Genomic DNA, 16,777 nt, shown 5'->3' with positions numbered 1-16,777 from the left:
ACGGCCGGGGTTCCTCGACTAGCCGCCCTCGTCGTCCGCCGCCTCGACCACCGCCCGCAGATAGTCGACATGGACGCGGAAGGCCTTGCGACCCTGCGGCGTCAGCCTGGCCTGGGTGCGGGGGCGCTTGCCCACGAAGTCCTTTTCGATCGCCACGTAGCCGGCCTTTTCCAGGGTGGCCAGATGGCTGCCGAGATTGCCGTCGGTGGCCTGGGTGATGGCTTTCAGGCGCGGAAAGTCCAGCGGCTGGCCCTTCTCGGCGCTGAGGGCGGCCATGATCTTCAGGCGCAGCGGCTGGTGGATGATGTCGTCGGCCTGCACCACGCTCAGCGCCTCCACAGCCAGACGCCGCTGAGGAACAGCGCGCCGCTCGCCGCCGCCATCCAGAAGGGCAGCCAGGGCTGGAACAGGAAGTAGCCGACCAGGGTCAGTCCGAACATCAGCCCGCCAATCAACGCATAACTCGGCGCCATCCAGAACCCGACCACCGCGTAGATGACGCCGATCAGCAGGCCCGGAAACGCCATGGCGGCGGCGGGGTCGGCGGGCTTCATCACCCAGAAGACGCTGAGCGCGAAGACCATCAGCGACAGCGAGCCGCCCAGCAGCCGCCAGGTCATCCCGGGGGGCGCGCCAGCCGCCGCCGGCTTGCCGGCCCGCGCCAGCAGCAGAGCGCCGACAACGCCCACGACGTCCAGGCCCAGCCAGACGGGGAGCCAAAGCTCGGGCGGCGCCAGGCCCATGGTCAGGTAGCCGGTCGCCCAGATCAGCGACCACATCATCAGGATCGGACCGCCGAGGCGGTAACCGCGCAGGGTCATACCTCGGCGTTGCGTGGCCTCGATGTCGGACAGCGCGGCGGCCGCGTCATTTCGGGTGATGACCACTGGAGGCCTCCATTATCAGGTGCGTCAGAGCGCTCTGTATAACAGAGTAAACTACTACTAATTCACTCTGTCAAACAGAGTCCTCTGTTACGTTAGCGATTGCCTCGTGCGTCACGAGGCAATGGGCGCATAGCTTGTTGCCGTCGAGGTCGCGGATGTAGCAGAACCACCAGCCCGGCCCGCGCTCGCCCGGAGCGCCCTCGCAGGTCCCCCCCAGAGCTAGGGCCGTCGCGTAGAACAGATCGACCTCTGCGCGAGTGTCGAAGCGGAATGCGAACATCGCGCCGTTGCCCACAGTGGCTGGTGCGCCGTCGAACGGCCCGAGCACGGCGAAGTTCGGCGCGCCGACGCCGTAGACGCGCCCGCCAGACGGATGGTCGAACAACGGCGGTATGCCGACAGCGCCCAGCAGGGCGTCGTAGAAGACCTTCGCCTCCTCCAGCCGGTTGGACCCCACAGTGGCGTAGGTCAACGCCGCCAAGGCCCTAGACCCCGACCTTCGGCGACTTCATCCGGCGCTTGTTGACGTGGTGGCTGGGCGCCTCGGCCTGGATCTCCTCGGGGTACTCGCCCTTGAAGTAGAAGCGCTGCCAGGCCTCCTTGGTGGCTTCCGGGTCGCGCTTGAAGATCAGGTTGTTGAACTCGGTGCGCTTCTCGGCCCAGACGTCGTACTGGCGGCGCAGTTCCGGATTGGAGTTCATCGAGCGGATCACCGGCTGGAAGGCCTCCATCGGCTTGTCCTGGATCAGCATGATGAAGCAGAAGGTCTCGCCCTTCTCGAACCGCACCGTGCCGGGGCGGGTGAAGATCCAGTTCATCGTGAACGGGAACGGCAGCCAGTCGGTCTCGATCACCCCGGCCAGCGGTTGGATCCCGTCCTTGACGTGGTTGGGCGGACCCATGGCCATCAGCGACCAGCCCGGCGGCGTGCGGAAGAGATAGCCGGTATGGAACGTCACCACGCCCCGCGTGAAGTGCGACTTCACGAAGTCCTGGAAGCCCGGATAGGGGTGGTCGGGCTGGAACTTGATGCACTCCTGGTGCGCCCCGCCGTCCCAAGTCATGGTAAAGCCGACCGGGCAGAGAATGTCCCAGCCGGTGGTGTTGGCCATGGTCAGCGGCAGGCAACGATAGGGGTGGCGCTCAGCGAAGCGGTCCATCCAGGCGCGCTGCGGCCGTCCCGGCACGATTTCCGGCGGACGGTTCTCGGTGGGATAGCACTCCAGTTCCATGCCGGTCCTTTGTCTGTTCTTCCTGCCCTGGGATCAGGTCTAGCGGGCCAGACCGGCCCCCGTCCAGCGGGTCAGGCGTACAGGAGGCGGACCGCCTCGACCAAGGCCCAGCCCCCGAGCAGGCAAGCGCTCAGAAAGGCGACCTCAAACGGCCAGGGCCAACGGACGGGTCGTCCGGCCATCGTCTCGCGGAGATGGAAAAGGGCCGCGCCGCCGCAGAGGACTTGAACCGGACGGGTCAAGGCTTCGGGCAGCACAAGGATCAGCGAGAAGAGCAACAACAGTCCGAGCGAGAACCAGAGGGTCCTCCTTGTCACGACCTCAGGCGATGACAGTGGCTGCATAAACTCAGGATTGAATACGCATAAGGGTCCGTCAACGCGCCGGTTTGCTCTGGACGTCGCCGCGTCTTAGGAAACGGCCATGACCGCCAAGACCCGCGCCGACCTGTTCGCCTTCTTCGACGCCCACGGCGTCGACCACAAGACCCTGGACCATCCGCCCGTCTTCCGCGTCGAGGAGGGGCTGGAGATCAAGGCCGCCCTGCCCGGCGGTCACACCAAGAACCTGTTCCTCAAGGACGCCAAGGGCCAGCTGTGGCTGATCTCGGCGCTCGGCGAGACGAGCATCGACCTGAAGAAGCTGCACCACGTGATCGGCTCAGGCCGGCTATCGTTCGGACCCGAGGCGATGATGGTGGAGACCCTGGGCGTGACGCCCGGATCGGTCACCGCCTTTGGCCTGATCAACGACGCCGACAAGCGCGTGCGCTTCGTGCTCGACAAGGCCCTGGCCGACAGCGACCCGGTCAACTTCCACCCGCTGAAGAACGACGCCACCACCGCCGTCAGCCAGGCGGGCTTTCGCCGGTTCCTGGCGGCGCTGAGCGTGACGCCGATGATCGTCGACTTCGCGGCGATGGAAGTGGTCGGCTAACCTCGTCCGCAGCCCATCCCAAAAGACGAACGGGTCATTGCGCGCGCGCCGATCCGGGACCATCTTGACGGCTGAAGCGTTCCCCCAATTTCCGAGTACGAGAACCCCGATGTCCCTGATCGGCGAAAAGCCCGCGCCCTCTTCGAAAAGCGACCACATCAAGGACGGCACGGACGCCAGCTTCATGGCTGACGTGATCGAGGCCTCGAAGACCCAGCCCGTCATCGTCGACTTCTGGGCCACCTGGTGCGGGCCGTGCCGCACCCTGACCCCGACGATCGAGAAGGTCGTCAACGCCGCCAACGGCGCGGTCAAGCTGGTCAAGATCGACGTCGACAAGAACCCCGGTTTCGCTGGCCAGCTGCGCGTGCAGTCGATCCCGACCGTCTACGCCTTTGTCGACGGACGCCCGGTCGACGCCTTCCAGGGCGCTCTGCCCGAGAGCCAGGTCCGGGCCTTCGTAGAGAAACTGGCCGGGGCGGCCGACGGCGGCGCGCTCGACGAGATCATCGCCATGGGCAAGGAGTCGCTGGAAATCGGCGACCTGGGCGGCGCGGCTCAGGCCTTCGCCCAGGCCCTGCAGATCGACCCGACCAGCGCCAAGGCCCTGGGCGGCATGGCCCGCGTCTACCTGGCCAACGGCGATCCGGAAGGCGCGGCCGAGGTGGTGGCCATGGCCCCCGCCGACGCCAAGGATCCCGACCTCGACGCCGCCCGTGCGGCCCTGGCCCTGGCGGCCGAGGCGCCGTCCGAAACCGCCGCCTTCGAGCAGCGCCTGGCCGCCGATGCCGACGACCACGAGGCGCGCCTGGAGCTGGCCAAGGCCCTGGCGGGCATGGGCCGCCTGCAGGACGCCGCCGACCATCTTCTGACCATCATCGCGCGCGACCGTGCCTGGAACGACGACGCCGCCCGCAAGCAACTGCTGACCGTGTTCGAGGCCGCCGGACCGACGTCCGAGGTCGCCAAGCAGGGCCGGCGGAAACTGTCCTCGATCCTCTTCAGCTAGCTCAGGAGCTCTGGATGGCGGCGGCCTACCGCAAGATCAGCGACCTGCCCCTGGTGATCCCAGTGTTCCCGCTGGACGGTGCCCTGCTGTTGCCGGGCGGGCAGCTGCCGCTGAACATCTTCGAACCCCGCTATCTGAACATGCTGGATGACGCCATGTCGGGCGAGCGGATGATCGGCATGATCCAGACAAGGCCCTCTGTCGGGGGAAGAGGCGGCGACCAGCATCGCCCGGCCTTGGCGCCCGTGGGCTGCGCGGGCCGCGTAACCAGCTTCGCCGAGACCAGCGACGGCCGTTATCTGATCACCTTGACCGGGGTCTGCCGCTTCCGAGCCGGCGACGAACTGCCGGCGCGCACGCCCTACCGTCAGGTGCGCGCTGACTTTGCGCCCTATGAAGCCGACCTGCGCGAGGATGTGGCCGGAAGGCGTACGGCCACCGAGATCGATCGCCTGATGAGCGCCCTTCGGCGCTACCTCGACCACCGGGGCCTGGCCATCGACTGGAGCGACGCCGAGGCCGCGCCGTCGGACGCCCTGATCAACAGCCTGGCCATGGCCTTGCCGTTCGATCCAATGGAAAAGCAGGCGCTGCTCGAGGCCGAGACCATCTTCGAGCGCAAGGCCACCCTGACCGCCCTGCTCGAGATCGACGCGGCGGGCGGCGACGATGACGAACCGACTTCGATCCAGTAAGCAGTGTCCATGACCGAAGCCCCCGCCCCCCTCATCGACGTCGATCCGCGCCTGCTGGAAGTGCTGGTGTGCCCCGTGACCCGCGGCCCGCTGGAGTACGACCGCGCCAAGGGCGAACTGATCAGCCGCGCGGCCAAGCTTGCCTATCCGATCCGCGACGGCGTGCCGATCATGCTGCCCGAAGAGGCGCGAGAGCTGGAGGCTTAAATCCTCCCCCTCGCGGGGGAGGTGGTCGCGCAGCGACCGGAGGGGGAAGCTCTGTAGAGCCGGCCTCTCCCCTCTCCGTCGGCTACGCCGACACCTCTCCCAGAGGGAGAGGGTTTTACAACGCCTGCCCCCGCAGCAGCTTCGGCAGATCGCCCACCCCGCCGCCGGCCTCGTGCATGAAGAAGCGGCGCGCCGGGGCGATCTGGTTGACCACCGCAAGGCCCGCGCCGCGCGCGAGGCGCAGCAGCGGGTTGTCGTTCGAGAAGATCCGCACGAAGGCGTCGAAGGCCAGGGCGTTGGTCACGGTGTCGAACCGCCGCCAGCGGGCGTAGCGCTCCAGCACCGCTTCAGCGCCGATGTCCTCGCCGTTGCGGACGGCCTCGACCAGCACCTCGGCCAGGGCGGCGGCGTCCTTGAGGCCAAGGTTCAGGCCCTGCCCCGCGATCGGGTGCACGCCGTGCGCCGCGTCGCCGATCAGCGCCAGACGTGGCGCGACCATGCGCTCGGCCAGCGACAGCGATAGCGGATAGACGAAGATCGGACCCTCGATCGTCACCGCGCCGAGGAAGTCGCCGAAGCGGCGCATCAGGTGGGCGTGGAAGGCCTCGGGACCAGAGTGACGCAGAGCCTCGCCACGCGCCGTGCTCTCGGTCCACACCAGGCTCGCGCGATTGTCGGTCAGCGGCAGGATGGCGAAGGGGCCGCTGGGCAGGAAGTACTCATGCGCCACGCCTTCGTGGGGGCGCTCGAGCCTGACGGTGCAGACGACGCCGCTCTGGCCATAGCTCCAGCCGATGTCGCCGATACCTGCAGCGCGGCGCAGCACCGAGCCGCGCCCCTCGGCGCTGACGGCCAGCGGCGCGGTCAGCACCCGGCCGTCCGACAGGGTCAGCTTCGCCGCGCCGGGCTCGACCGAAAGGGCCTTGGCCGCCATCGGCGCGATGACCGGAATGTTATTGTCGATCACCGCCTTGGAGAGGGCCGCGCGGATCTGGCGGTTCTCCACCAGATAGCCCAGCGGCTCGCCTTCGATGCGGCCGGAGATCTCGCTGGAGTCGAAGCGCAGGAAGGCCGGCAGCGGCTTGCGGGCCGCTGCGCCGGGCGTGCGGCCGTCGGTGACCAGGATCTGCTCGATGCGCTGGGCGTGCGGCTCCAGGGCCTCGCCCGCCCCGATCGCCCGCCACTGGCGGAACGACGAATAGGCGATCGCCGAGCTGCGGCCATCGAAGGTCGGCGCCAGCTGGGCCTCGAACGGCTGCGGATCGACCAGCAGCGGCCGCAGCCCCCCCGAGGCCAGAGCCAGAGCCAGGGTGGAGCCGGCCATGCCAGCGCCGGCGATGATCACATCGGCGTCGTACGAAGAAGCGTCAGAAGCGCGCATGCCGGGGATATGGGCCCCGCCGCCCGCCGCTGTCCAGAGCCGGGTCCCTACTTATGGCTCTCGGCGTAGGGGACCTTGGCGTCGTTCTTGATCAGACCGCGCGTGGCGTCGGCGACCCCCACCAGCACGAACTGGACGGCGAGCGCGCAGAGGATCAGGCCCAGCACCCGAACCACGATGCTCATGCCGATACGGCCCAGCACCTTACTGACCAGCGGCGCGGCCCAGAAGGTGGCGACGGCGACGGCCGAGACGGCGCAGATCACCGCCACCCCGATTCCTGCGCCGGCCCAGCCCAGCGGCTTGGCCTCGGCGGCGTAGATGATCACGGTCGAGATCGCGCCGGGACCGATCAGCAGCGGCATGGCGAACGGCACGATCAGGCGCTCGAACCGTTGTTTGGCGTAGGCGCGCGGGGTCTGCCCCTCGACGCCCTCGGCGGCGTCGGCGAACATGGTGGTGAAGTCGTCGCGCACCATGTCCAGGCCCAGGATGAACAGGATGATGCCGCCAGCGATCCGGAAGGCCGGCATGGAGATGCCGAAGAAGGCCAGCAGGCCCACGCCGGTGAAGTAGAAGAAGATCAGAAACCCGGCCATGAACAGGCCGATATAGGCCGCCACCATGCGCCGACCGGCCGCCGCCGCGCCCAAGGTGGCGGCGGCGAACAGCGGCACGTTGCCGATCGGGTCGATCAGCGCGAACAACGCGACGAAGAAGTTGACGGCGAGTTGGGCCTCGGTCATTCGACGTCCCTACCTTTCAGATCGCGGCTGAGCTTGTCCTTTCCTAGGGCGGACCGACGCGCGCGCCAACCCCGGGGAATCCCATGACCGCTGATCCGCGCCTGATCGTGCCGCTGGACCTGCCCACCGTCGACGACGCCCGCGCCATGGTCGAGCGCCTGGGCGACGCGGTCAGCTTCTACAAGATCGGCCTCGAACTCCTGGCCAGCGACGGCATGACCCTGGCCCATGACCTGAAGGCCTCGGGCAAGTCGATCTTCCTGGATTGGAAGCTGCACGACATCGGCGCCACGGTCGAACGCTCGGCCCGGGTTCTGGCGACTAGCGGCTGCGACCTCCTCACCGTCCATGCCGAGCCTCAGGTGATGAAGTCGGCGGTGAAGGCGCGCGGCGACTCGCCCTTGAAGATCCTGGCGGTGACCGTGCTGACCAGCCTGACCGACGCCGATCTCGTGGAGATGGGCTACGCCTTCACCGCCCGTGACCTCGTCGAGCGCCGCGTACGCCAGGCCCTGGCCTGCGGCGTCGACGGCATCGTCTCCTCGCCCCACGAAGCCGCCCTCGCCCGCGAGATCGCGAATGACGCCGGCCAGCCCGAGTTCCTGATCGTCACCCCCGGCGTGCGTCCCGAATGGTCGGCCAAGAATGACCAGGCCCGCGCCGCCACGCCCGCCGACGCCCTGCGCGCCGGGGCCACGCACCTGGTCTGCGGCCGCCCGATCACGGCCGCCAACGACCCGTACGAGGCGGCGCTGAAAGTGGTGGCGGAGATGGCGGGGATCTAATTCACGCCTCTCCGCCTCCGCGCTACGCGCTCCTCCCCATAGGGGGAAGAAGGGTCGACGCGTCACCTTCCGCCCCCTATGGGGGCGGACGACCTGCGTGAGCAGGTCGGGTGGGGGCAAGTTACAAGCTATCTCACAACCAATCCCACGCCCCGGCCGCGCGGGTCAGGCTCGGGAACCGGCGTGCGACCCTGCACCTGGATGGCTTCCACATCGCCGCTGAAGCTCTCGGTCCACGTGTAGCCCCGCGCCTCGAGCGCCGCCTTCAGGTCAGCCGAGGGCGGACCCGAGCGTTCGTAGAAGATCACGTTCTCCGGCAACAGCTGGTGGTGAAAGCGCGGCGCAGCCTGGGCGGCCTTCAGGCTGAGGCCGTGGTCATAGACATTGGCCAGGACCTGGAAGACCCAGGCGAAGATCCGCGAGCCGCCCGGCGTGCCGATCACCATGGCCACGCGGCCGTCCTTCGTCAGGATGGTCGGCGTCATCGACGACAGTGGGCGTTTGCCGGGCGCGATGGCGTTGGCCGACCCGCCAACCACGCCGAACATGTTGGGCGTGCCCGGCTTGACCGAGAAGTCGTCCATCTCGTTGTTGAGCAGGAAACCCGCGCCCTCGACCACGACGCCTGAACCAAACGAGCCGTTCAGGGTGTAGGTGTTGGAGACCGCGTTCCCCCACTTGTCGACGATCGAATAGTGGGTGGTCTGGGGCTTCTCGAGGCCCGGCTGGACGGACTTGGTCGCCGACGGCTTGTCGGGATCGACCTCCTTGGCGCGCCGCGCTACATAGGCCGGGTCGATCAGGTTGGACACCGGGACCTTCACGAAGTCCGGATCGCCCAGATACTCAGCGCGGTCGGCGTAGACGCGCTTTTCGATCTCGGCCAGCAGATGGACGTACTGCGGATCGTTCAGGGCCACGCCCTGGAAGCGCGGGACCAGGTCCTGCTTCATCAGCAGCAACTGCATCAGGGCGATCCCGCCCGAGCTGGGCGGCGGGGCGGTGATCACCTGATAGCCCCGCCACGGGGCGACCAGCGGCGCCCGCCAGGCCGCCTTGTAGCCCGCAAGATCAGCCTTGGTGATCAGCCCCTTCACCGGTCCGCGCGCCATCTGGGCGACGATCAGGTCGGCGGTCGCGCCCGTGTAGAAGGCCTTGTCACCGCCCTTGGCGATCCGCTCCAGGGTGGCGGCCAGCTCCGGCTGCTTGAATACGGTTCCGGCCTTGTGCGGCGGGAAATAGGTCCGGAAGTTGGAGTGGGCCATCTCAAGCGGACGTTCGCGGACCAGCACGTCGGCCAGGTGCGCGTCCACGACGAACCCCTCGCGCGCATAGCGGATGGCCGGCGCCAGCACCCGCGCCCAGGGCAGCTTGCCAAACCGCTGATGGGCCATGGCCATGCCCCGTACCGTGCCGGGCACGCCCGCCGCCAGGCCGCCGTACAACGACAGGCCCTCGACCGGTTCGCCGTCCGGACCCAGATACATGTCGGCCTTGGCCGCCGCCGGCGCGGTCTCGCGGTAATCAAGGAAGTAGGGCTTGCCGTCCATATAGACGGTCATGAACCCGCCGCCGCCCAGATTGCCGGCTTCGGGATAGGTGACGGCCAGGGCGAAACCCGTCGCGACCGCCGCGTCGATCGCATTGCCGCCGGCCTTCAGGACCTCCTGCGCCGCCAGCGCGCCATAGCGATCCGGCGACGCTACCGCCCCCGCCTCCAGCGCCCGGACCGCCGCAGCGGCGGATTTCGGCTTGGCCTCGACGCTGGGCGCGACCAACAGAAGCGCCGCCGACAAGGCGGCGGCGAGGTGAGCAAACAGGCGCAAGGCGAGACTCCACGACGTCGTCCGACCACGCTAACCGATCAGCGGCGGCGGGCAACAGCCATCAGGAGGACCGACCGTGACGGGCGCCTCGACGGACGGGCCCTAGTTCGGCGCCGCAGTCTCGAAGCTGACGCCCTCCAGGATCACGTTGTCGTCGATCCGCCAGACCTTCAGCGCATGGCGGCCGGCGGCGACATCGGCGAACATGTGGTCTAGCGTCACCCCGTTATCGATCACCGCCTTGTACCAGGCCTTCTGCCCGTCCGTGACGGCGCCGCCCCCGGTCGCGGACAGGCGTGCGGTGAGGATCTGGACGTCGCCGTCGTCGAGAGACACGCCCAGCCGGACGCCCTCGCCGCCCAGGGTGTCCAGCGTCGGGGCGATCCGCACCGCCACCCGCGCCGGACCGGCGCTCGCGGCGGAGACGTCGAAGCCGAGCCACATCTTGTCTTGGACGCCGGTGGCGGGCCGCCCCTGCGGCCAGGCGATCACCGCCGTGTTGCGACCCAAGTCCGAGATCGTCTTCCAGGCCAGCCCCGCGCCCTGGGAGGCGCTGGCGTGCGCGGCGGCCGGGATCGCATAATCGCCTCGAACCGAAGCCGGCCGCGCGAAAACGACCTTGGCCGCCAGCTTCTCCGGCGGCGTGTCGGCTGCGACCCGGACGACGCTGGGCATGGTCTGTTCGGTGGGGTCGTTCCAGATGACGTAGTTCATGTGGACCTGGTTCATCATCCCGGCCCACTTGCCGCCGCCCAGCGCGTGGTACCGCGCGGTCAGGTCCGCATCGCGCCGGAAGGTCGCCTCGACGATATCGGCGAAGTGGTTGGCGCGCGCATCGTTACGGGCGGCCAGCCGACGGTTCCACGCCGTGGCGTAGTACATCTCATAGAGGTTGGAGAGCGCCAGCACCGGATGCTCAACCAGCTGGAAGTAGGCGTCCTGCTGGTCGGGGCGAACCCGCGTCTTGGTGTCCTCGACGCTGCGGACAAGCGCCCGCCAGGCCTCGACCCGAGCCCCGAACTCGCCGCCGTCCAGCACCGGGCCAGCGCCCTCGCCCAGCCGGAAGGTGTCTGGATCGATCAGCTCGGGCTTACGGCGCGCGGCGTAGGTTCCGTAGGTCGCCAGGATCCTCCCGATCTCTGGGCCAAGCTCCGGACCGAAGGTTTCGCCGGCCCAGCGGCGGGGGAAGGCCTCGAGCGCTTGCGGCGTCATCGCCTCCGGATTCCAGGCCATGCGCATGAAGAACGACAGCGGATACTCCATCGGCTTGATGTCGCCGACATTGACGATCCAGAGGTTTCGGGCTCCGCGCTGATAGGCCAGGTCCATCTGCTGCCAGACCTTGGCGACCTGGTTGGTGTTGATCCACTTGTAGTTCCGGGGCGCCCCGACATAGTCGAAGTGGTAGTAGACGCCGTAGCCGCCGGCGCGATCCAGGCGGTCCTTGCCTGCCACCGGCAGTCGCCGGATCTGGCCCCAGTTGTCATCGGCGAACAGCAGGGTGACATCGTCGGGCACGCGCATGCCGTGGTCGTAGTAGTCGAGCACCTCCTTGTAGAGCGCCCAGACCTGCGGGGTTTTCTCCGGCGGTTTGCCGGTGACGTCGGCGATGATAGCACGCTGGTCGCGGACGATCGTCTCGAGCAGTTCGGTGGCCGCCCCCTCGGCCATCGGCTCGTCGCCGTCGCCGCGCATGCCGACGGTGATCAGGCTCTCGTAGCCGACGCCATCGCCCTTGGACATCATGCGCTCGACGCCGCCGCGCCAGAACTTGCGGAGGTTCTCGGCGTTGGTGGCGTAGTCCCAGCGGCCGCCGGTGACGCCCTTGTCCTTGTTGCGGTGCCACTCGTCCTGCGCGCGGGTCATGGGCTCGTGGTGGGAGCTGCCCATCACCACGCCCATCGCGTCGGCGAGCACCTTGCTGTCCGGATCATCGTCGTTGAACGCCTTGGGCGCCCACATGGCGGGCCAGAGGTAGTTGGCCTTCAGCCTCAGCATCAGTTCAAAGACATGCGCATAGGCCTTGGCGTTGATCCCGCCGAACTTGGTCTTCGCCCAGCCGCTGAACGCCGGGTCCTCGTCGTTGATGAAGAAGCCGCGATACTTGACGCGCGGATGGTCGGCGCGCGCGCCGGCGACCAGATAGAGCGCCGAGCGCTGGGTGATCGGCACGTCGGCCCACCAGACCCAGGGCGACACGCCCATCCGCTCCGACAGGTCATAGGCCCCGAACACCGCGCCCCGCCGGTCGGAGCCGACGATGACGAGGGCGCGCTGGATCCCGGGGGTCGGCTGCTCGACGACGACCTGACGATAGCCCTCCCACTGTCCCGTCAGATCCTGCAGCGGCAGCTTGCCGCTTTTCACCAGCGCATCGATCGTCGGGCTCTTGCCCAGTTGCCCCAGAATGATCGTCGGCCCTCGCGCCTCAGCGAGCGTCGCAAGAGCGGCCGCAGGCCGTCCGCTGACCCGGCCAAGATCCTCACGCAGGCTGGCGGCGGCAAGGCGCACCGCCGGGTCGGCCTCGGCGTCGATATAGACCGCAGCGGGGACGCCGGCTTCGATCAACGTGAAGCCGCCCGCGCGCCTGGTCGTACAGACATCGACCGGCGAGACGCAGGCTAGGGCGGACGAGGCGAACATCGTCGCCACCAACGCGAGGAGCAAGCCGAACGCAGAACGACCCTGCGGCTGCAGGCGACCTCCGCCCAGCCAGGAACCGTCGATGCGGCCGGCCGCCTCAAACCCAATCGCCACGCGCTTCTCCCCGTCGGCTTCCTGGCGACAGGCAAGCTCGGGTCCATCCGCCGCCCTGTGCTGGGCGGAGCGGGCCGATCACGTGACCGCACCAAGCTGAAAGCTGGTCAGACCACAGGTCATCACAATCGCGATGTTACCGCAATCATTTCAACACTCGCCGTAGATATGATGCATATTATCGTTTTAAAATAAGCTCTTAATCACTCCATCGACACGATGAACGTGGTCAGATGAGTTCGCGCTCAGAAGTCGACGGCGACGCCCTTCTTCTCCCAGTCGCCAAAGCGGGTGGGCTCGGGACCGTCGCGCCCGCCCTCTTCCGGCGGCAAGGAGAAGGCCGCCTCGGCCGCGCGACGGGCGGCGGCTTCCTCCAGCGCGCGACGGGCGGCGGGGGTCAGGGTCTTGCCGGGCGCGGCGCCGGGAACCTCGGGGACGGCGTCCGTTTCGGGGGTCGGGGTGTCGGTCATGCGCAGGCTCCTTAGCCGTCGATATAGAGCGATCCTGGCCGTCGGCAATCATCGCCGTCCACAGCGCCGGGCGACAATAGACTTGCGTCCGGGCGCGTCCCGAGGCACGGCGAGGCGGTGACTCAAGAACTCAACGATGGCCTCCCCGCCCGGGAAGCCGCGCTTACCCTGATCGACGCGGCCCTGTCGCGTCGCGGCGGCCTCGACGAAGCCGCATCGGCCAACGGTTTCCGCTTCCTGGAGCCGCGCGAGCGCGCGTTCGCCCGCGCTCTGGCCATGGCCGTGCTGCGCCACCTTGGCCCCATCGACCGCGCCCTGACGGCCCGCCTGCAGAAGGCGCCGCCGGATCGCGTGATGCACCTGCTGCGCCTGGGCGCGGCGCAGGCCTTCTATCTGGAGGTCCCCGCCTTCGCCGCTGTGGCCACCTCGGTGGAGCTGGCGGGCGCCAACAAGACCAGCCGCCCCTTCAAGGGCCTGGTCAACGCCGTGCTGCGCGGCCTGCTGCGCGACGGTCAGCCGGCCGATGATCCGAGCCTCCTGGCGCCGCCGTGGCTTTATGCGCGCTGGGTGTCGGCGTTCGGCGAGGCCACCGCCCGCCAGATCGCCGGCCAGATCGCCCTGGAGCCGGCCACCGACCTGTCGGCCAAGCCCGGCGCTGATCTCGCCCCGCTGATCGAAGCGCTGGAGGCCGAGGCCCTGCCTGGCGGGACCCTGCGCCTGCGGCGCAAGGGCGACGTGGCCGCGTGGCCCGGCTTCGAGGACGGGACCTGGTGGGTTCAGGACGCCGCCGCCGCCGTGCCCGCCCGCCTGCTGGACGTCCAGCCGGGCGCGAGCGTGCTCGATCTCTGCGCAGCGCCAGGCGGCAAGACCCTGCAGCTGGCCGCCGCCGGAGCTCAGGTCGTGGCCCTGGACCGCTCGGCCGCGCGCCTGAAGCGCCTGTCGGAGAACCTGGCCCGCACCGGCCTCACCGCCGAGGTCGCCGCCGCCGACGCCGGCGCCTGGGACGATACGCGGACCTTCGACGCCATCCTGCTGGACGCCCCCTGCAGCGCCACCGGCACCTTCCGCCGCCATCCCGACGTGCTGTGGGCCGCGCGTCCAGGCGACGTCGCCAGCCTCGCCGGCGTCCAGGCCCGCATCCTCGACGCCGCCGCCGATCGCCTCAAGCCCGGCGCCCGCCTCGTCTACTGCGTCTGCTCGCTGGAGCCCGAGGAGGGCGAGGCCCAGGTCGAGGCGTTCCTGTCGCGTCGCCAGGACGTCGTCCTGGAGCCGATCACCGCCGCCGAGGCGCCGTCGGCCGGCTTCCCGGAGGCCAGCCTGACTCCGCGCGGGACCCTGCGCCTTTTGCCGCACCACCGCGACGACGGCCAGGACGGCTTCTTCGCCGCGCGGTTTCGCAAGGTCTAAGGGCTGACAGACCGGCGCGACGCGGTTAAGCCAAGGCCATGACCGCGCCGATCATCGCCCCGTCCATCCTCGCCTCCGACTTCGCCAAGCTCGGAGCGGAAGTCGCCGCCATCGAGGCGGCCGGCGCCGACTGGGTGCATGTCGACGTGATGGACGGCCACTTCGTGCCCAACATTACGCTGGGCCCCGACATCGTCAAAGCCATCCGGCCGCACGCCAAGATCCCGTTCGACGTGCACCTGATGATCAGCCCGGCCGATCCGTATCTGGAGGCCTTCCGCGCCGCCGGGGCCGACATCATCAGCATCCACCCCGAGGCCGGCCCGCACCTGCACCGCTCTTTGAAGCGCATCCGCGAGCTGGGCGCCAAGGCGGGCGTGGTGTTCAATCCCTCGACCGGGATCGACCATGTCGAGTGGATCCTCGAGGACGTCGACCTTCTGCTCGTCATGTCGGTGAACCCGGGATTCGGCGGCCAGAGCTTCATTCCGGGCCAGCTGCGCAAGGTCGAGGCCCTGCGCAAGCTGGTCGACAAGGCCGGGCTCGATATCATCATCGAGGTCGACGGCGGCGTCACGCCGGTCACCGCCCCGCAATGCGTGGCCGCCGGGGCCACCGCCCTCGTGGCCGGCTCGGCGGTGTTCAAGGGCGGTCCGGCCGCCTACGCCGACAACATCCGCGCGCTGAAGGGCGGCTGACGGATCGCGATGGCCGGCAAGCCCCCCGTCCTCGGCCTGGCCCTCCCCGCGCTGCCGCGGGGCGGCGTGCTGTGGAAGGCGATCCGCGCCGAGGCCGCCGGCCATGTCGAGCGCGAGTGGTTCGGCTCTGGCCCCCACCGCCTGACGATCGCGTTGCCCCGGCCAGAAGGCCTCGCCGCCCGCCCCCACGATCCGCGACCGGTCGACCCCGCGCACGGCCAGAAGATCCTCGCCGGCGCCCTGACGCTGGACGGCGGTTCGCTGCGGCTGGGCCCCGACGGCGATCCGTTCGACACCGCCAGCCCTTCGCGTCGCTTCGCCGTCAGCCTGCACCGCTTCGACTGGCTGCCGGACCTAGCCGCCGCTGGCCCGAACGGCGCCCGCCGCGCCCTGCGCCTGATCGACGACTGGCGGCGGGTGTTCGGCAAGTGGAACGCCTTTTCCTGGAGCGCCGAGTGCCTGGAGCGGCGTGTCCATCACCTGGCCTGCGCCGCCAAGAGTCTGGCCGCCGAGGCCAGCGACGCCGAGATCGCCGATCTGATCTTCGATCTCGCCCGCCAGGGTCGTCACCTTCTGGAGATCAAGCGCAGTCCCGAACGCGCCCTCGAACGCGCCGCCGCCGCGGGGCTGGCCGGCTGCGTCCTGGCCGGCAAGCCGGGCGAGCAGCTGATCGACAAGGCCCTCAAGGTCCTAGTCCCTCAGCTGGATGTCATGGTGCTGGGCGACGGCGGCCACGCCACCCGCAGCCCCGAGGCCGGGGTCGAGCTGCTGTTCGACCTCCTGACCCTCGACGACGCCCTGGGCCAGCGCGGCCGGCCCAGCCCCGAGGCCCTGTCACGGGCCATCGACCGGCTGTCCAGCGCCACGCGGTTCTTCACCCTGGGCGACGGACATCTGGCCGCCTTCCACGGCGGCGAGACCGTCGGCCCGGCCCGCATCGCCGCCGCCCTGGCGCATGACGACGCCGGCCCGCGCAGCCTGAACGCCGCGCCGCACAGCGGCTATCACAAGATGATCGGCGGCAGCCTTGAGGTGATCGCCGACTGCGGTACGCCCCCGGCCGGCCCCTTGAGCGTCAACGCCTGCGCCCAGCCGGCCGCGCTGGAGATCGTCTGCGCCAAGGACCGCCTGATCACCAGCTGCGGCTGGAGCCCCGAGGCCGCCGGCGCCCACGCCTTTCGCCTGTCGGACGCGGCCTCCACCGTCAGCGTCGGCGACGGCTCGGCGGGCCGGCCGCTATCGGGTTTCCGCGCCAAGGCGCTGGGGCCCTGGCTCGTCGACGGCGCGGCCAAGGTCGAGGCCAAGCGCCACGACGATGTCGGCGGCGTCTGGCTGGACATCGTCCACGACGGCTGGCGGCATCTGGGCCTGACCCACGCCCGTCGCCTTTTCCTCGACGCGGTCAATGACGAGCTGCGCGGCGAGGACAGCCTCTCGCCCCTGGCCCCCGACCCCAAGGCGGCGGAAGGTCCCCGCCGCTACCTGCCCTTCGCCGTGCGCTTCCACCTGCATCCCGAGGCCCGCGCCTCGATCGCCCGCGACGGCAAGAGCGTCCTGATCCGGGGCCCCAACAATATTGGCTGGTGGCTGCGCAACGACGCCGTCGACGTCGAGATCGCCCCCAGCGCCCACTTCGACCACGGCCTGGCGAGAAAGGCCGGACAGATCGTGCTGAAAAGCCAGGTCCGCCCCGAGGTCGGGGCCAAGATCCGCTGGAAACTGACGCGGGCCGAGGGCTAGG

The 16,777-nt window shown here is 69.3% G+C and carries 17 protein-coding genes; 8 read left to right on the top strand and 9 right to left on the bottom strand.

Annotated features, from left to right (window positions below; genetic code table 11):
• Positions 1 to 18: 18 nt before the first annotated feature.
• The 4 genes from ACT53N_RS05780 to ACT53N_RS05765 all read right to left on the bottom strand — a co-directional run bounded on the left by ACT53N_RS05780 (position 19) and on the right by ACT53N_RS05765 (position 2,119).
• Positions 19 to 324 (bottom strand): winged helix-turn-helix domain-containing protein, encoded by a 306-nt coding sequence (locus ACT53N_RS05780; protein WP_476063001.1) that lies wholly within the window; start codon positions 322 to 324, stop codon positions 19 to 21.
• Positions 325 to 326: 2 nt separating this feature from the next.
• The gene (locus tag ACT53N_RS05775) at positions 327 to 887 is read right to left on the bottom strand and encodes a hypothetical protein (protein WP_476063000.1); all 561 of its coding nucleotides are present in this window, start codon (positions 885 to 887) and stop codon (positions 327 to 329) included.
• A gap of 70 nt (positions 888 to 957) precedes the next feature.
• The gene (locus ACT53N_RS05770; RefSeq protein ID WP_476062999.1) at positions 958 to 1,368 is read right to left on the bottom strand and encodes a VOC family protein; all 411 of its coding nucleotides are present in this window, start codon (positions 1,366 to 1,368) and stop codon (positions 958 to 960) included.
• A 4-nt stretch (positions 1,369 to 1,372) separates the two neighbouring features.
• Positions 1,373 to 2,119 carry a DUF6065 family protein gene (locus ACT53N_RS05765; RefSeq protein WP_476062998.1) on the bottom strand — a complete coding sequence of 249 codons (747 nt, stop codon included), beginning with the start codon at positions 2,117 to 2,119 and terminating at the stop codon, positions 1,373 to 1,375.
• Positions 2,120 to 2,542: 423 nt separating this feature from the next.
• Here ACT53N_RS05765 and ACT53N_RS05760 point away from each other — a divergent pair, with 423 nt between their 5' ends.
• The 4 genes from ACT53N_RS05760 to ACT53N_RS05745 all read left to right on the top strand — a co-directional run bounded on the left by ACT53N_RS05760 (position 2,543) and on the right by ACT53N_RS05745 (position 4,966).
• The gene (locus ACT53N_RS05760; RefSeq protein ID WP_476062997.1) at positions 2,543 to 3,055 is read left to right on the top strand and encodes a prolyl-tRNA synthetase associated domain-containing protein; all 513 of its coding nucleotides are present in this window, start codon (positions 2,543 to 2,545) and stop codon (positions 3,053 to 3,055) included.
• A 109-nt stretch (positions 3,056 to 3,164) separates the two neighbouring features.
• A complete protein-coding gene (gene trxA / locus ACT53N_RS05755; protein WP_476062996.1) occupies positions 3,165 to 4,064 on the top strand; it encodes a thioredoxin in 900 nt (299 codons plus the stop codon).
• 14 nt (positions 4,065 to 4,078) lie between these two features.
• Positions 4,079 to 4,759, top strand: a complete 681-nt coding sequence (locus ACT53N_RS05750; RefSeq protein WP_476062995.1) for an LON peptidase substrate-binding domain-containing protein — start codon at positions 4,079 to 4,081, stop codon at positions 4,757 to 4,759.
• A 9-nt stretch (positions 4,760 to 4,768) separates the two neighbouring features.
• Complete coding sequence (locus ACT53N_RS05745; RefSeq protein ID WP_476062994.1) at positions 4,769 to 4,966, top strand: Trm112 family protein; 198 nt, start codon at positions 4,769 to 4,771, stop codon at positions 4,964 to 4,966.
• A gap of 115 nt (positions 4,967 to 5,081) precedes the next feature.
• On the opposite strand, the gene ACT53N_RS05740 is transcribed toward ACT53N_RS05745, so the two are convergent.
• Positions 5,082 to 6,347: a UbiH/UbiF/VisC/COQ6 family ubiquinone biosynthesis hydroxylase gene (locus ACT53N_RS05740; RefSeq protein WP_476062993.1), complete on the bottom strand. Its 1,266-nt coding sequence runs from the start codon at positions 6,345 to 6,347 to the stop codon at positions 5,082 to 5,084.
• Between the two features lie 47 nt (positions 6,348 to 6,394).
• Positions 6,395 to 7,093, bottom strand: coding sequence for a MarC family protein (locus tag ACT53N_RS05735; RefSeq protein WP_476062992.1), 699 nt, complete (start codon positions 7,091 to 7,093; stop codon positions 6,395 to 6,397).
• An 83-nt stretch (positions 7,094 to 7,176) separates the two neighbouring features.
• Between ACT53N_RS05735 and pyrF the strand changes: the two genes are divergently transcribed.
• Positions 7,177 to 7,878 carry an orotidine-5'-phosphate decarboxylase gene (pyrF, locus tag ACT53N_RS05730; protein WP_476062991.1) on the top strand — a complete coding sequence of 234 codons (702 nt, stop codon included), beginning with the start codon at positions 7,177 to 7,179 and terminating at the stop codon, positions 7,876 to 7,878.
• A 128-nt stretch (positions 7,879 to 8,006) separates the two neighbouring features.
• On the opposite strand, the gene ggt is transcribed toward pyrF, so the two are convergent.
• From ggt to ACT53N_RS05715, 3 genes are all read right to left on the bottom strand, one after another.
• Positions 8,007 to 9,704 (bottom strand): gamma-glutamyltransferase, encoded by a 1,698-nt coding sequence (gene ggt, locus ACT53N_RS05725; protein ID WP_476062990.1) that lies wholly within the window; start codon positions 9,702 to 9,704, stop codon positions 8,007 to 8,009.
• A 102-nt stretch (positions 9,705 to 9,806) separates the two neighbouring features.
• On the bottom strand, positions 9,807 to 12,461 hold the full coding sequence (locus ACT53N_RS05720) for a glycosyl hydrolase 115 family protein (RefSeq protein ID WP_476062989.1): 2,655 nt from the start codon (positions 12,459 to 12,461) through the stop codon (positions 9,807 to 9,809).
• Between the two features lie 245 nt (positions 12,462 to 12,706).
• Entirely contained in the window at positions 12,707 to 12,931 is a 225-nt protein-coding gene (locus ACT53N_RS05715; protein ID WP_476062988.1) for a DUF1674 domain-containing protein, read from the bottom strand.
• A 117-nt stretch (positions 12,932 to 13,048) separates the two neighbouring features.
• On the opposite strand from ACT53N_RS05715, the gene ACT53N_RS05710 reads away from it, so the two are divergent.
• The 3 genes from ACT53N_RS05710 to ACT53N_RS05700 are packed head-to-tail and all read left to right on the top strand — an operon-like array spanning position 13,049 to position 16,776.
• A complete protein-coding gene (locus ACT53N_RS05710) occupies positions 13,049 to 14,338 on the top strand; it encodes an RsmB/NOP family class I SAM-dependent RNA methyltransferase (RefSeq protein ID WP_476062987.1) in 1,290 nt (429 codons plus the stop codon).
• Positions 14,339 to 14,376: 38 nt separating this feature from the next.
• On the top strand, positions 14,377 to 15,036 hold the full coding sequence (gene rpe, locus ACT53N_RS05705; RefSeq protein ID WP_476062986.1) for a ribulose-phosphate 3-epimerase: 660 nt from the start codon (positions 14,377 to 14,379) through the stop codon (positions 15,034 to 15,036).
• A gap of 9 nt (positions 15,037 to 15,045) precedes the next feature.
• Positions 15,046 to 16,776 carry a heparinase II/III family protein gene (locus tag ACT53N_RS05700; RefSeq protein ID WP_476062985.1) on the top strand — a complete coding sequence of 577 codons (1,731 nt, stop codon included), beginning with the start codon at positions 15,046 to 15,048 and terminating at the stop codon, positions 16,774 to 16,776.
• Position 16,777 lies beyond the last annotated feature (1 nt).

This window comes from Caulobacter sp. DMC95, assembly GCF_056313785.1.
Note: the sequence above shows the minus strand (reverse complement) of the source record. Positions and strands in the feature narration are given on the sequence as shown.